The 13,083-nt window shown below is 58.8% G+C and carries 11 protein-coding genes; 6 read left to right on the forward strand and 5 right to left on the reverse strand.

Annotation, left to right across the window (positions count from 1 at the left end; translation table 11 throughout):
• Positions 1-20: 20 nt before the first annotated feature.
• Entirely contained in the window at positions 21-1,505 is a 1,485-nt protein-coding gene (locus tag AC5S27_RS02210) for a serine hydrolase domain-containing protein (protein ID WP_493932951.1), read from the reverse strand.
• A 178-nt stretch (positions 1,506-1,683) separates the two neighbouring features.
• Here AC5S27_RS02210 and AC5S27_RS02215 point away from each other — a divergent pair, with 178 nt between their 5' ends.
• Both AC5S27_RS02215 and AC5S27_RS02220 read left to right on the forward strand, forming a co-directional pair.
• Positions 1,684-2,043 (forward strand): PadR family transcriptional regulator, encoded by a 360-nt coding sequence (locus AC5S27_RS02215; RefSeq protein ID WP_493932952.1) that lies wholly within the window; start codon positions 1,684-1,686, stop codon positions 2,041-2,043.
• The gene (locus AC5S27_RS02220) at positions 2,040-4,661 is read left to right on the forward strand and encodes an ABC transporter permease (protein WP_493932953.1); all 2,622 of its coding nucleotides are present in this window, start codon (positions 2,040-2,042) and stop codon (positions 4,659-4,661) included. The genes AC5S27_RS02215 and AC5S27_RS02220 overlap by 4 nt, the downstream gene beginning before the upstream one ends.
• Positions 4,662-4,698: 37 nt before the next feature.
• On the opposite strand, the gene AC5S27_RS02225 is transcribed toward AC5S27_RS02220, so the two are convergent.
• From AC5S27_RS02225 to msrB, 3 genes are read right to left on the reverse strand one after another with little or no spacing between them, the layout of a single operon-like run.
• The gene (locus tag AC5S27_RS02225; protein ID WP_493932954.1) at positions 4,699-5,484 is read right to left on the reverse strand and encodes a DUF4184 family protein; all 786 of its coding nucleotides are present in this window, start codon (positions 5,482-5,484) and stop codon (positions 4,699-4,701) included.
• Positions 5,485-5,523: 39 nt separating this feature from the next.
• Entirely contained in the window at positions 5,524-6,204 is a 681-nt protein-coding gene (locus AC5S27_RS02230) for a class I SAM-dependent methyltransferase (protein ID WP_493932955.1), read from the reverse strand.
• A gap of 39 nt (positions 6,205-6,243) precedes the next feature.
• The gene (msrB, locus tag AC5S27_RS02235) at positions 6,244-6,849 is read right to left on the reverse strand and encodes a peptide-methionine (R)-S-oxide reductase MsrB (RefSeq protein WP_493932956.1); all 606 of its coding nucleotides are present in this window, start codon (positions 6,847-6,849) and stop codon (positions 6,244-6,246) included.
• Positions 6,850-7,033: 184 nt separating this feature from the next.
• On the opposite strand from msrB, the gene AC5S27_RS02240 reads away from it, so the two are divergent.
• The 3 genes from AC5S27_RS02240 (at position 7,034) to AC5S27_RS02250 (ending at position 11,321) form a co-directional block, all read left to right on the forward strand.
• Positions 7,034-8,992, forward strand: a complete 1,959-nt coding sequence (locus AC5S27_RS02240) for an ABC-F family ATP-binding cassette domain-containing protein (protein ID WP_493932957.1) — start codon at positions 7,034-7,036, stop codon at positions 8,990-8,992.
• A gap of 104 nt (positions 8,993-9,096) precedes the next feature.
• The gene (locus AC5S27_RS02245) at positions 9,097-10,029 is read left to right on the forward strand and encodes a sugar phosphate isomerase/epimerase family protein (protein WP_493932958.1); all 933 of its coding nucleotides are present in this window, start codon (positions 9,097-9,099) and stop codon (positions 10,027-10,029) included.
• 29 nt (positions 10,030-10,058) lie between these two features.
• Positions 10,059-11,321: a Gfo/Idh/MocA family protein gene (locus AC5S27_RS02250; protein WP_493932959.1), complete on the forward strand. Its 1,263-nt coding sequence runs from the start codon at positions 10,059-10,061 to the stop codon at positions 11,319-11,321.
• Positions 11,322-11,366: 45 nt separating this feature from the next.
• On the opposite strand, the gene AC5S27_RS02255 is transcribed toward AC5S27_RS02250, so the two are convergent.
• Entirely contained in the window at positions 11,367-11,963 is a 597-nt protein-coding gene (locus AC5S27_RS02255; RefSeq protein WP_493932960.1) for a CGNR zinc finger domain-containing protein, read from the reverse strand.
• Positions 11,964-12,187: 224 nt separating this feature from the next.
• Here AC5S27_RS02255 and AC5S27_RS02260 point away from each other — a divergent pair, with 224 nt between their 5' ends.
• A complete protein-coding gene (locus tag AC5S27_RS02260) occupies positions 12,188-13,072 on the forward strand; it encodes an alpha/beta fold hydrolase (protein ID WP_493932961.1) in 885 nt (294 codons plus the stop codon).
• Positions 13,073-13,083 lie beyond the last annotated feature (11 nt).

The raw sequence follows: 13,083 nt of genomic DNA on the forward strand, positions 1-13,083 counted from the left end.
GGTCTGGTCTTTGCCGATGCTCATTCGTTGAGTTTGACTGGCGGCTCCGTGGGGATAGCGATCCGTTGTCGGGTGTTGCTGAATTGCTTATAGCCGGTGACTTTCCCTGCGCCGTCGCGAACAAAGGTGACCTCGTCGGCCTCACTGCCATCTTCACGGACAACGCGGAAGATGTCGCCGCCCTTAGGCTTGAGGAAGTACATGGCTTCGGCGGGATTGGCGTTCGGGAGCTGCAGGACGGCAAGTCCGCTTGCCCATGGAAGCACCAGCATCTCTGCTCCCCATGGCTGGCTGGAGTAGTGACCGGCAAAGGCCTCCAGATCGACACCAGTGGCCGGTGCGGGAGCTTTGAACGCGTAGCCTTTGCGCTTGTCGAGCAGGCCAAAGACAGCATCCGCCCAGGTGCCAGGGTGCTCCGCGCCGGTTTCCATAGCGATCACGGCAAGCTCGTCCTGCGGGCGAAGCTCAAGCGTGGTGTGATAGCCGGGGCAGTCGCCGGAGTGGCCGACGTAGGTATGGTTGTCGCGATGCACAACGGTGAAGCCGAGGCCCCAGGAGGTCTTCCAGTTGGGGTCCATGAACTGGACGCGCTGCATCTCGCGCAGGGTGGAGGCTCTTAGGATTTCCGGCTTGCCGGTGCGCAGCAGGCGGAACTGCCAGGAGGCGAACTTGCCGAGGTCTTCGACGGTGGAAGTGTATCCGGCGGCGGGCGTGATGCCGCGGGCGTCGAAGGCCTTCAGCTGCTCGCGAGTACCGTCGCGCTGGATCGCACCGAAGCCGACGGCAAGGCGCTTGCCGTAGAGGTCCATTGGCAGGAATGGGTGGGTGTCTCTCAAGCCGAGCGGGTCGAGGACGTGGGTCTGTGCGTATTTCGCGTACTTCTCGCCAGAGACGGCTTCGACGGTTTCGCCGACCAGCGTAAGGCCGAGGTTACTGTACTGGAAGTAGCGCTCGGACGGATAGAGCATAGTCTGCGTTCCGATGACTTTACGGACTTCTTCCTGGGTGGGGAAGGGATAGTCTGGGCCGGACCAGTAGGGCTCGTCGGACTCGCGGGGTAGGCCGGAGGAGTGCGTCAGCAGGCCGCGCAGTGTGACGGGAACGGTGTCATCCGTGACCGGCTTGAGCTTGGCCCAGGGCAGATAAGTAGTCAGCGGCTCGTCGAGACGGACTTTACCGGATTCGTACATCTGCATGAGCGAAACCGAGGTGAATAGCTTCGAGATGGAGCAGATGGAGTAGAGCGTTTGCGGCGTGGCGGGGATGGAATGGTTAGCGTCGATAGTGCCGTAGCCCTTGGCCCAGATGAGGCTGTCACCGGAGACGACGCCCGCGGAGATGGCTGGAATGTGCTGGTAGACCTGCACGCTGTCGAGCCAGGCATCGGCGATACGGAGGGCTTCAGCGCGTTCTCGCGACTTGGTTTCAGCCTCTTTCGAGGCTTGAGCGTTGGCGAAATTTGCGGTGGCGAGCAGTAGGAAGGCGAGGGTAAGAGCTTGTTTCATGAGGAGTTCTCGCTTTAAGGAGAGTTTCGACAGGAATGTGAGTAGTCTACGGCAGGGCGTAGGGCTCCAAAGAAATTTTTGCAAGACCGAGAATCCGGGGAACTTGCGAAAAGGTGGTTGCGTAAACCTGCGCAAGGGAGTAGAACATCTACATCATCATGTAGAGGTTCTACAGCCTATGGCAACGAAGGACAACTATCAAAACCGGATCGAACTGGTGCAGGGAACGCTGGACATGCTCATTCTGAAAACACTGCAGTGGGGAGAACAGCATGGTTATGGCGTGAGCCAAGCGATTCGCGCCACTTCGAACGAAGTGCTGCAGGTTGAGACCGGGTCGCTCTATCCAGCGCTGCACCGGCTGGAGCGGCAGGGCTGGGTGAAGTCGGAGTGGAAGAAGAGCGACAGCAACCAGCGAGCGAAGTTCTACAAGATCACGGCGCTGGGCAAGAAGCAACTGGCGGCGGATTACGAGCGTTGGGGCAGGATGGTGGCGACCATTGAAGCCATCATGTCGGCAAAGGCGAGCGAAGCATGAGTCCTTTTGGTTTAGGCAGGCGCAAGGCGGAGTTGCAGGAAGAAATCGACAGCCATCTGAGGATGGCTGTGGCCGACCGGGTGGCTCGTGGCGAGTCTCCGGCGGAGGCAAGGAGAGCGGCGATGCGTGAATTTGGCAATGTACCGATGGTGGCGGATGTGACGCGGGAGCGATGGGGATGGCTGCGTATGGAGCACCTGGTGCAGGACCTGCGCTATGCGCTGCGCACGCTGGGCCGGGATCGCGGATTCACCGCGGTGGCTGTGATCATTCTGGCCCTAGGGATTGGTGCGAATATCACTGTGTTCAGCGTGGTGCGAACGCTGATGTTGCGGCCGCTGCCGTTCTCTGATCCTGACCAGCTTGTTTGGATTACGCCGCCGGATGCCGGGCACAATCTCTCCGCTGCTACGTATTCGGCAGATGCTTATGAAGACCTGCGCGCCATGAACCATAGCTATAGCGATGTGACGGGATACTATGCTTTCTCCTCACCGGATAACCTGCGACTCACGGGCACTGCAGATCCCAAGCCAGCGACAGATATCTCGGTAGCAGGAAACTTCTTCCACATGCTTGGTGTGACGCCGGTGCTTGGGCGCACCTTTACGGACGAAGAGACACGAACCGGCGGCGTGGTGCTGCTAAGCTATGCGTTCTGGAAGACTCAATATAACGGCGATCCATCGATCGTCGGAAAAAAGATATCACTCAATGACAAGCCGATTTCTGTTGTCGGCGTCTTACCTGAAGGCTTCGATTTCGGTGCGGTCTTCTCCCCAGGTGAGAAGGTCGACATGTTCGATCCTGTGGTGATGAACGACATTCGCCAGCAGGGAAATACGCTTACCATGATTGGCCGCATGAAGCCGGGAGTAACGATTCAGCAGGTGCGGCAGGAAGGCAAGGAACTCTTCCCTAAGTTTTACTGGCAAAAGGCGCAGCCGTTATCGATACATGCTTACAAGGATGCAGGCTGGGCTTTACCACTGAAGGACTATGTCAGTGGATCTCTCAGGCGGTCTCTGGTCGTACTGTGGTGCGCTGTAGGCGCGATTCTGCTGATCGTTTGCGTGAACCTCTCGAATCTGATGATGGCTCGCGCAGCCACGCGAACGAAGGAGTTTGCACTGCGCATTTCGCTTGGCGCACGCCGCTGGCGGCTGATCAGGCAGATGCTGACGGAGAGCCTGGTGCTCTCGGCTGCGGGTGCTGCCTTGGGGCTCGCGCTGGCGTACGGCGCTTCCTACTGGCTTGCGCATCAGGGATCGATCGCGCTGCCATTGATGAGCAGCGTTCGCGTGGACGGTGTGGTGCTCGCATGGACATTGGGAATTACGTTGCTCGTGGGTCTTCTCTTTGGCTTTGTGCCCGCACTTAAGCTTTCAGGCACCAATATTCAGGAATCATTGAAGGACTCCGGACCGGGCACCAGCAGCGGGCGCAAGCATGAGCGTCTGCGCACGGTGCTGGTGATTGCCGAAGTCGCGATGGCCTGCGTGCTCATCGTTGCTGCGGGGCTGCTGTTACGCAGCTTTCTGCACGTGATGGATATCGATCTTGGCTTCGAACCGAGCCACTCGGCTGCCATGGCGATCGATACGCCTAACTCCATCGATAAGCCGGAGAAGCTCAACGCATTCCTGTCTGAAATGCAGCGGCGAGTTGCTGCTTTGCCGGGTATCGAAGCTGTCGGCATCACGGACAATCTGCCCTTGCTGCGTAACCGCGGCTGGGGTGCTCCAGAGCCTAAGGGACGGCCTTATCCTCCGGATGAAGGCCACGGAGCTTTTGTCTACATCATCTCGCCCGGATATATCGCGTCAATGGGGATGCGGCTGCATGGACGCGACTTCGCCTGGTCGGACAATGACAAGACTGAGCTGGTCATGATCTTAAATAAGTCGGCGACAGATTTTATGTGGCCGCACCAGGATCCGGTGGGCCGCGTCGCCGTTCTACAGGGGCACGACATTCGAGTCATCGGGGTGATCGACGATGTGCATGAGAGCGCAGTTGAGGGCAAGATTGGCTGGCAGATGTACCTGCCTATCACGCAGTCCTCTGTGTGGGGGCCGGGCAGCCTTTCGCTGGTAGTGAAGTCGCGTCAGTCTGTGGCGTCGTTGAGCAGCAGCATCCTTAGCACCATTCGCACCATGAATCCCGGGCAGCCTTCTTCGGAGTTCCAAACGATGCAGGGGGTGGTGGATCATGCAGTATCGCCGCGGCGATTCTTCGCTGTGCTGGTGGGTATCTTTGCCGGGTTGGGGCTGATCCTGGCATCGCTTGGCATCTATGGCGTGATCTCTTATTCGGTGACGCGACAGACGCAGGAGATTGGCATTCGCATGGCCCTGGGCGCAACACGCGAACGGGTGCAGTCGGCGATTATCGGCAAGACGCTGCGCATGGCGCTCATCGGCGTTGTGATCGGGACCGTGGCTTCGTATGCTGTGGCTGGGGCGATCAGCGCGTTGCTCTTCGGTACGCAGCCTTCCGATCCGCTTACCTTTGCCGGAACAGTTGGGCTGCTGCTGGTTGTGGCTTTCCTCGCGGGCTTTCTGCCTGCGCGAAGAGCTGCACGCATTGAGCCGATGGTGGCGCTGCGCAGCAACTGATTCCTATGCGAAACGATCTACGGCCATGCGTTGAGTCTCAACGTATGGCCGTAGGTATTTGTAGCCTTTGAGATCTTTGCTTTGTGACGAAGATCCCGTAGAGAACAAGCTGCCACCATGCCACCGCAATGAAAGCACATATCGCAGCTCCGATCATGCCTTCCCGAGATTCGCGATGCACGAGTAGAAACGACCACGCGAATGCGCAGAATGTGGCAATCACGGATATGAATGCGATGCGTTGGGATCTCTGTGTCGAGGAGAGTCGTGGCGCCAGGTTGTTACCGCTGTCGGATGTGCGGTACCAGCGCGCGAACCATATCGCCAGCACGGCTATTCCGATGAGAGAGCTGCAGTGTTGAAAGAGCTTGTAATAAGCGATCTGCCTGCCGAACGGCATGGCCACTGTCTGGTTAAGAAACGGCCAGTGTTGTGCGAGCCAGCTTGTGGGATGGGTGAATGAGTCCCACGCGATATGGGTGGCGATGCCGGTCAAAATCGAAAGGAGGATCAGCAGAAACCGTTTTGCGTCGTTGAACTGAAACTGTGACAGGTAAGGATTCACCTTGCGCTGTAACGCATCGGGCAACACTTCGCAGAAGGGCCGTTTCACATAGGTGTGAAAGAGCCACAGCACCAGCAGAGCTAAGGGTAGGGAAAGCACGAAGGCACCGGGCAGAGTGTGTCCGTATCCACCTCCGGGAGCGAGGCGAAGGAAGTATTCGAAGTCAGGTGCAAAGGTGCCGATGACGAGTGCAGAAGTCAGCAACGGCAGGCGGCGAAGAGGCAGGGCGGCTGCGGCGTGGGCTGGCGTGAAAGGCACGCTTTCAGTATCTAACGAATCAGAGGCCGGCGCGGCTATCTACTTCGCTGTGAAGATGAGGAAGTAGTCCTGGCCGTCGGTCTTGGTGAAGTCGTACATGCCGACTCGTTTGTAGCCGGCCTGGGACATTTCGCGTTCGACCACTTCGGGCATGATGCCGTGGTCGGTGCCGTTGCCGTTGCGGTCGATGATGCCGATCTTGGCGCCGGGCCGGAGCGCTGCTTTGAGCTTCATCATGAGCGGGATGGGCTTTGCGAACTCGTGGTAGGTCTTGAGGATCAGGACTGCGTCGACGCTGGTACCGGGGATTTCGGTGTCGGTGACCGTGCCGAGGATGGCGTGGATGTTCGAGAGTTTCTCGCGTTCGGCACGCTGCGTGATGTAGTCGACGGCTTCGGGGTTGATGTCCTCGGCATAAACAGTGCCCTCGGCGCCGACGCGGGCCGCGGCACGTACCGTGAACCAGCCTGATCCAGCGCCGATGTCGGCGACTGATTTGCCGGGTGTGATTCCGAGCAGGTCCATCACGCGATCGACGTGAAGCTTCTGGTCGCGGTCGGGGTATTCGAAGATGGAAAGGTCGCCGGCGTAGGGAGTGCTGGTCGGGCGCTGCTTCTGGTTCGTGGCTTGGCTTGCGGCATGGATTACGACTTTTCCCGCTACGGAGCCGGCGATGAGGCAAAGCAAAAGTGCGAATCCGATCCGTACGGGTCTTTGCATGGCGATTTCCCTCATTTCTAATTTTGCGGCATAGCTCGCTTATGACTTCACAAATCGCATCGACGCGGAGTTCATGCAGTAGCGCAGGCCGGTGGGTTGCGGGCCGTCGGTGAAGACGTGGCCGAGGTGGCCGTCGCAGCGGGCGCAGAGAACTTCCGTGCGGTCTTCGCCGAGGGAGCGGTCATCCTTCGAGGCGACGTTTTCTTTGGCAATGGGAGCCCAGAAGCTGGGCCAGCCGGTGCCGGATTCGAACTTGGTCTCTGAGCTGAAAAGCGCCGTGTCGCAGCAGATGCAGCGATAGATGCCCTTGGCGTGCTCTTTCCAGGTAGCGCCGGAATAGGGCATTTCGGTGTCGGCGTGGCGGGCGATGTTGAAGGAGTTGGCGCCGAGCTGCTGGAACCATTCGCCGTCGGTCTTCACGATCTTGGCTACTTCCGTCTTGCCGAGCTTCTTGCCGTCGTCGCTGAAGTTCACGATGGTGACCATGCCGGGGGTTCCATTGACCTTCGTGCTGGCTTCGAGGCCGGGCGGCTGGATCGTTTTCAGTACCAGAAAGCCTCCGACGCCGAGCGCGGTGCTGCCGAGGAAGATGCGGCGTGTGGTCTTGCTCGAGCGATTGTCCCTGGCTACGTCGGAGTCGAACATTGTTTCCTCCCGTGGCCGCGCCATTGCGGGCGACCTGCAGGTTCGATGCCTTGCTGCACAGAAGGTTACAGCTTGCGAACGGGGTTGGCAAAAGCCATGTTGATGCCAGGAAATCGCGCTGGATGGCGATCGGGACAGGCGGGGAGTTCCGGTGCGGCAGCCAAAGGCGATACCCTGAGAAGGAATGCTTTCTCTACAAAATGCGGGCAAGCGGTTTGGGCCGCGAATTCTCTTTACGGACGCCAACTGGCTGATCACGTCGCAGGAAAAGACGGCGCTGGTCGGGGCCAACGGCACCGGCAAATCGACCCTGATGAAGGTTTTGGCCGGTCTGGAGCAGTTGGACTACGGGCAGATGCAGCTGACGCGCGGTATGTCCATTGGATATCTGCCGCAGGAGGGGTTGAGGCTGAGCGGGCGCTCGGTCTTCGACGAGTGCCTGTCGGTTTTTGATGAACTCCGCGATATGGAGGTGGAGATCGAGCGGCTGGCTGGCTTGATGAGTACGCTCGACCATCAGGGCTCGGAGTACACGGCGGCTGCGGAGCGTTACTCGACCTTGCAGGGGCGCTTTCACGCACTGGACGGCTACGCGCTGGATGCGCAGGTGGGTGCTGTCCTGACCGGGCTTGGCTTTTCAAAGACAGACTGGGCGCGGCGGACGGAGGAGTTTTCGGGCGGATGGCAAATGCGGATAGCGCTGGCCAAGCTGCTGCTGGCCCGGCCAAATCTGCTGCTGCTGGACGAACCGACCAACCATCTTGATCTGGAGACGCGCAACTGGCTGGAGACGTATCTTCGCACCTATCCGTTTGGCTACATTCTCATCTCGCATGACCGGTATTTTCTGGATGTGACGGTGGATCGCACGGTCGAGATCTGGAACAAGAAGCTGCAGATCTACGCAGGCAACTACACCAAGTATCTGAAGCAGAAGGAAGACCGCAAGGCGCAACTGATTGCCGCGTACAAGAACCAGCGGGAGCAGATCGAGCATCTCGAGGCGTTCATTACTCGCTTCCGCGCGCAGGCTACCAAGGCCAAGCAGGTGCAGTCGCGGATCAAGGAGCTCGAAAAGATCGAGCGCATCGAGATTCCCGAGGAAGAGCCGGTCATTCACTTCAGCTTTCCGCAGCCTCCGCCTTCGGGCAAGACCGTGGTGACGGTGCAGAATCTCGCCAAGAGCTACGGTGAAAAAGAGATTCTGAAGGGCGTCAACTTCACCATCGACCGCGGTGATCGTGTTGCGATGGTGGGGCACAATGGCGCGGGTAAATCGACGCTGATCCGGCTGCTGATGGGGATGGAAGCTCCGACTTCGGGTTCGGTGCAGCTTGGGCATAACGTGATCCCCGAGTATTTTGCACAGGACCAGTACAAGGTGCTGGACCCGACTGCTCGGATGCTGGACGACATCAGCAAGGCGGCGATCAAGGTGCCGGAGCTGGCGCTGCGTTCGCTGCTGGGCTGCTTCTTATTTTCCGGCGACGATGTCTTCAAGCCGCTGGGGGTGCTTTCGGGTGGCGAACGCAACCGCTTTGCGCTGGCGCGGATACTGGTTTCGCCTTCAAACTTCCTGCTGCTCGATGAGCCTACGAACCATCTGGACATGCGGGCGAAGGACGTGCTGCTGGAGGCAATCGAATCCTTCACCGGCACGGTGATCTTTGTTTCGCATGACCGGTATTTTCTCGACCGGCTGGCGACGAAGGTGCTCGAGGTCAAAGATGGCGGCGTGCTGGTGTATCCAGGCGGCTTTGCCGACTATATGCGGGATCAGGAGGAGGCTGCTGTAGGCAAGACTCCGGCAGCATTGCCGGCCAAGGTTGCTCCGGCTGTTTCCGTCGCCGCGCCGGCTGCTGCCACGAACGGCGCGGTCGTACCTACAGACTCGGCAGGCAAGGATCGCGTTAAGAAGCTGAACCCCATCAAGCTGAAGCAGATGGAGGAGCGCTGCGCATTTCTTGAGGAAGAAGTGCCGCGCCTCGAGGCTTCGATTGCACATACGGAAGGCGCGCTGGGCAATTTCGTCTCCGTCGGGGAGACGGAGCGGCAGTCGAAGTTGCTCGATGATCTGCGCAAGCAACTCGCTGACTCTACCGCCGAGTGGGAAGAGCTCATGATGGCGCTGGATGAGCAGTGATCACTTTCTTAGAAATTGGGAACGATTCCATTTACAGTAGTCAGAACATAGCGCGATGTTGCTTAATGAGGACATCGCAGCATGCAGCGTTCAAGGGGTAAGGTATGGATCGCAGGCAATTTCTAGGGGCTGCTTCGGCGGCGGTAGCGGCTGGGGCACTGAAGCCGGCAAGGACGTTTGCGGCGGCGAAGCCGCTGAAGCCAATGGAACTGGGTCTGCTCATCGTTCCGTTTGGCGCGCCGGAGGAGAAGTTTCGTGTGCTGAAGGAACTCGGCCTGACCAACTGCTTTCTCTCGCTGGACGGCTACATCAACGGGTTTACGCCCGCGGTTGTGAGTCAGTTCCGCGGGCTGATGGAGAAGTACGAGATCACGGTCACGACGGTCGAGGTTGTTCGTCCGGAGCCGCTGAAGTGGAATTTCCTCGAAGGACCGTCCACGATCGGTCTCGTCCCGCCCAAGTATCGCGAGGCACGCATGGACGCGCTGCGGCAGGTCTCCGATTTTGCCAGGCAGCTAGGCGTGACGCAGGTGCAGACGCACTGCGGCTTTATTCCTGAGGACCCAGCTGATCCGCTCTACCCCGGCGCAGTGGAGGCGATTCGTTCCGTAGCGAAGCATTGCCAGGGCAACGGGCAGCATTTCCTGATGGAGACAGGGCAGGAAACGCCGACGACCATGTCGCGCATGATTCGCGACGTCAACATGTCGAATCTTGGCGTGGGGCTGGACACGGCAAACGTAATTCTCTATGGCAAGGCCAATCCAGTGGATGCAGTCGAGATCCTCGGGCCGCACATCCGCGCTATCCATGCCAAGGACGGTAAGTGGCCGACGAACCCGAGCGAACTGGGTGAAGAAGTGCTGATTGGTAAGGGGCTAGTCAACTTCCATGAGGTTTTCACCCGCTTGCACAAGGTCGGGTACACCGGCGCTGTGACTATTGAGCGCGAGACTTCCGGGCCGCAGCAGATTGAGGATGTGCGTGCTGAAAAGATCTATCTGCAGCGCATTCTGAACGAAGTACTGGCCAGCTAATTTACCTTCCTGTTCGCGAAAGAGGAACCATGAATCGTCGGCAATTTGTTCAGAGTACGGCTGCAACGGGCGTGATGATTTTGAAGCCCAGCACTGTTTTCGGCTACCAGGCAAACTCGGCAGTGCGCCATGCGCTTTTGGGCTGCGGCTCGCGCGGGACCTCGGTGGCGACTTCGTTTGCGCAGAATACTTCCGCGCAGGTGGTTGCTCTGGCGGATATGTTCGCTGACAACCTGGCTGCCGGCAAGGAGCACTTCAACAAGGTCAACACCGACCTGGGCCATGCGCCGATTGCCGATAAGCTGACCTTTCGCGGGCCGCATGCGTTTGAAGAGCTTGCCGCTTCGCCGGATGTGGACCTGATCCAGATTTCTACTCCGCCGTTTTTTCATGTGCAGCATCTTGAGGCTGCCGTTGCGTCGGGTAAGCATGTGTACTGCGAAAAGCCGGTGGGCATCGACGTGAAGCAGGCCAAGCATGCGCTGGAGATCGCCAAGCGCGTGAAACCGACGCAGAGCGTGGACGTGGGCTTTCAGTGCCGCAACGCCCCGCCGATTGCGGCGATTGCGGAGAAGATCAAGGCCGGGGACCTGGGCAAGCTGGGCCAGGTCGTGGGCTACTACAACGCTCCGGCTTCGCTCGAAAAGGTGCGGGCCGGGGCTTCTGAGGACGAGCATCGTCTGCGCAACTGGCTCTGGTACAAAGCCCTTTCCGGGGACATTCTCGTAGAGCAGAACATCCACATCATCGACCTTTCGAACTGGATGCTGGGGATGCACCCGGTGAAGGCTACGGCGACGGGCGGCCGCACTGTGCTGACCCATGTGGGCGACTGCTGGGATACCTATCGTGTGGACTTCGAGTATCCCAACGGAGTGCATCTTTCGTTTGCCTCAAAGCAGTTTGGCAGTTATGGGCTGTTTGAGGCAGGGCTGAAGTTCTTCGGCGCAGACGGATATGGCACGGTGCCATATGCGGGGCCAGTGCAGATCGGCGGCGCGAAGGAATGGGCGTGGAACGATCCGGAGGCGGCGACGGCGCAAGGCAAGTTTGCGGCGAATGGGGCCTTCTCGGACAACCTGAAGTTTGCGGACCGCGACAAGGAACGGACCTTTATCGAGAGCATCACTTCGGGGAAATGCCACAACGAGATCGCTGCCGGAGTGGAAACGGCGCTAAGCTGCATGCTGGGACGTATGGCCGGTTATCAGAAGCGCGAAGTGACGTGGGAAGAGTTGCTGGCTCATGGCGAGACTTACGAACTGGGCATGAACGTCGAACAGTTCGCGTAGGACAGTCGCGTAGGACAGTCGCGTAGAGCAGCTGCGCAGAGCAGGCTAAGCTTCTGCCTGGCGGCGCTTGCGGTATTCGGCTACCTTATGCCGGTTACCGCAGGTGGCCATGCTGCACCAGCGCCGGTGGTGCGACTTTGTCCTGTCGTAGAACCACAGGACGCATTGGTCGCTCTCACAGCGACGCACAAGGCTGAAATCTCCATGCGTTAGAAGTTCTGCGGCAGACTCTGCCAGTGGCGCCAGGATTTCCTCAGCCGATCGCTGCTTCCATTTGCGGCTTAGCTGCAGCGATCCGTCTTTCATGGCTTTCAGTTCGAGGTGGCTCCGTGCCTCGGTGAGGTAACGGTTCAGCTTGTCTGGATCGATCTGCTTTCCAGCTTCTCGTTTGGCAACGAGGCCGCGAATGACTTCGCGAAGCTCGCGTGCCGCTTCCAGGAGCGTGCCAGGCTTCCATTTCGCGGAAGCCTCGTCGACTTGCCAGCCCTGCGTCTTGAGCCACAGGACTACATCGGCGTCGGTCTGAAACAGATCGACGAGCGCGCCGTCGACCATGGGCACGGTGTTCAACAGGTCGAGGGCGGGGTGGTCGGCCAGCGTCAAGAATTTACTTTCCGGTTTGGGCGCATCCTGGGTGGTCACGAGGTTGCCTTTCAATCGCAATGTAACCAGTATAAATTTATTTGACAGGTTACGCAATTGATGTAACCATCAAATCGTTGTATCTGCGGTGTCCTGCTGATGTCGCAGCGAGGAGCAGGATGAACCGGAAAGATTTCATCATAATGAGCGGCAGCATCGTTGGCCTGCGCAGTCTCAGTCCGATTTTGTCTGCGGCAGCTTTTCAACAAGGGAAGGGAAGGATCATGACCAATCAATCGCAGATTCCTCAAACTCACATTAGTCGCGTGGAGGCGGATGGCGTCAACGTTTTCTATCGCGCGGCTGGACCGGAGGATGCGCCGGTGGTGCTCCTGCTGCATGGCTTCCCGACGTCTTCCTTTCAATACCGGGAACTGATTCCGCGGCTGGCGGATAAGTATCGCGTGATCGCGCCGGACCTACCGGGATTTGGGTTTACGGAGGTTCCGGTAGCCCGCAACTACAACTACTCGTTTGCGGCGATCGCGAAGACCATTGAGGCGTTTACGGATGCACTCCATCTGAAGCGTTATGCGCTCTATGTCTTCGACTACGGAGCGCCGACTGGTTTTCGGCTGGCCATGGCGCACCCGGAGCGGGTGACGGCTATCGTCTCGCAGAATGGCAATGCCTATGAGGACGGGCTGGGCGATGCGTGGGGGCCGATTCGTAAGTATTGGAGCGAGCCGACGGCGGAGCATCGCGAGGTGGTGCGGAACGCGGCGGTGAGCTTTGAGGGGATTCGCTTCCAGTATGTGGAGGGCGTGAAGCATCCGGAGCAGATTGCGCCGGAGGGGTACACGCTGGATTACGCGATGGTTTCGCGGCCGGGGAATACCGACATTCAGCTGGATCTATTTCTCGACTATGCGAACAACGTGAAGCTCTATCCGGAGTTTCAAAAGTACTTCCGCACGGCGAAGCCGCCGCTGCTGGCAATCTGGGGCAAGAATGATCCGTTTTTTATTCCGCCGGGGGCTGAGGCTTACAAGCGGGATATTCCCGAGGCCGAGGTGCAATTTCTGGATACCGGCCACTTTGCGCTCGAAACGCATGTGAATGAAGTTGCTGAAGCAATGCGAGACTTCCTCGGCAAATATGTCGGGTAAGCACTGCCGGC

It is taken from the genome of Acidicapsa borealis, assembly GCF_059115245.1.

What these genes read in the sequence shown, in the direction of transcription:
- AC5S27_RS02230 (WP_493932955.1), bottom strand. Translation starts at nt 6,204, where the DNA reads ATGCAAAGACCCGTACGGATCGGATTCGCACTTTTGCTTTGCCTCATC.
- AC5S27_RS02220 (WP_493932953.1), top strand. Translation starts at nt 2,040, where the DNA reads ATGAGTCCTTTTGGTTTAGGCAGGCGCAAGGCGGAGTTGCAGGAAGAA.
- AC5S27_RS02260 (WP_493932961.1), top strand. Translation starts at nt 12,188, where the DNA reads ATGACCAATCAATCGCAGATTCCTCAAACTCACATTAGTCGCGTGGAG.
- AC5S27_RS02245 (WP_493932958.1), top strand. Translation starts at nt 9,097, where the DNA reads ATGGATCGCAGGCAATTTCTAGGGGCTGCTTCGGCGGCGGTAGCGGCT.
- AC5S27_RS02250 (WP_493932959.1), top strand. Translation starts at nt 10,059, where the DNA reads ATGAATCGTCGGCAATTTGTTCAGAGTACGGCTGCAACGGGCGTGATG.
- AC5S27_RS02215 (WP_493932952.1), top strand. Translation starts at nt 1,684, where the DNA reads ATGGCAACGAAGGACAACTATCAAAACCGGATCGAACTGGTGCAGGGA.
- AC5S27_RS02240 (WP_493932957.1), top strand. Translation starts at nt 7,034, where the DNA reads ATGCTTTCTCTACAAAATGCGGGCAAGCGGTTTGGGCCGCGAATTCTC.
- AC5S27_RS02210 (WP_493932951.1), bottom strand. Translation starts at nt 1,505, where the DNA reads ATGAAACAAGCTCTTACCCTCGCCTTCCTACTGCTCGCCACCGCAAAT.
- msrB (WP_493932956.1), bottom strand. Translation starts at nt 6,849, where the DNA reads ATGTTCGACTCCGACGTAGCCAGGGACAATCGCTCGAGCAAGACCACA.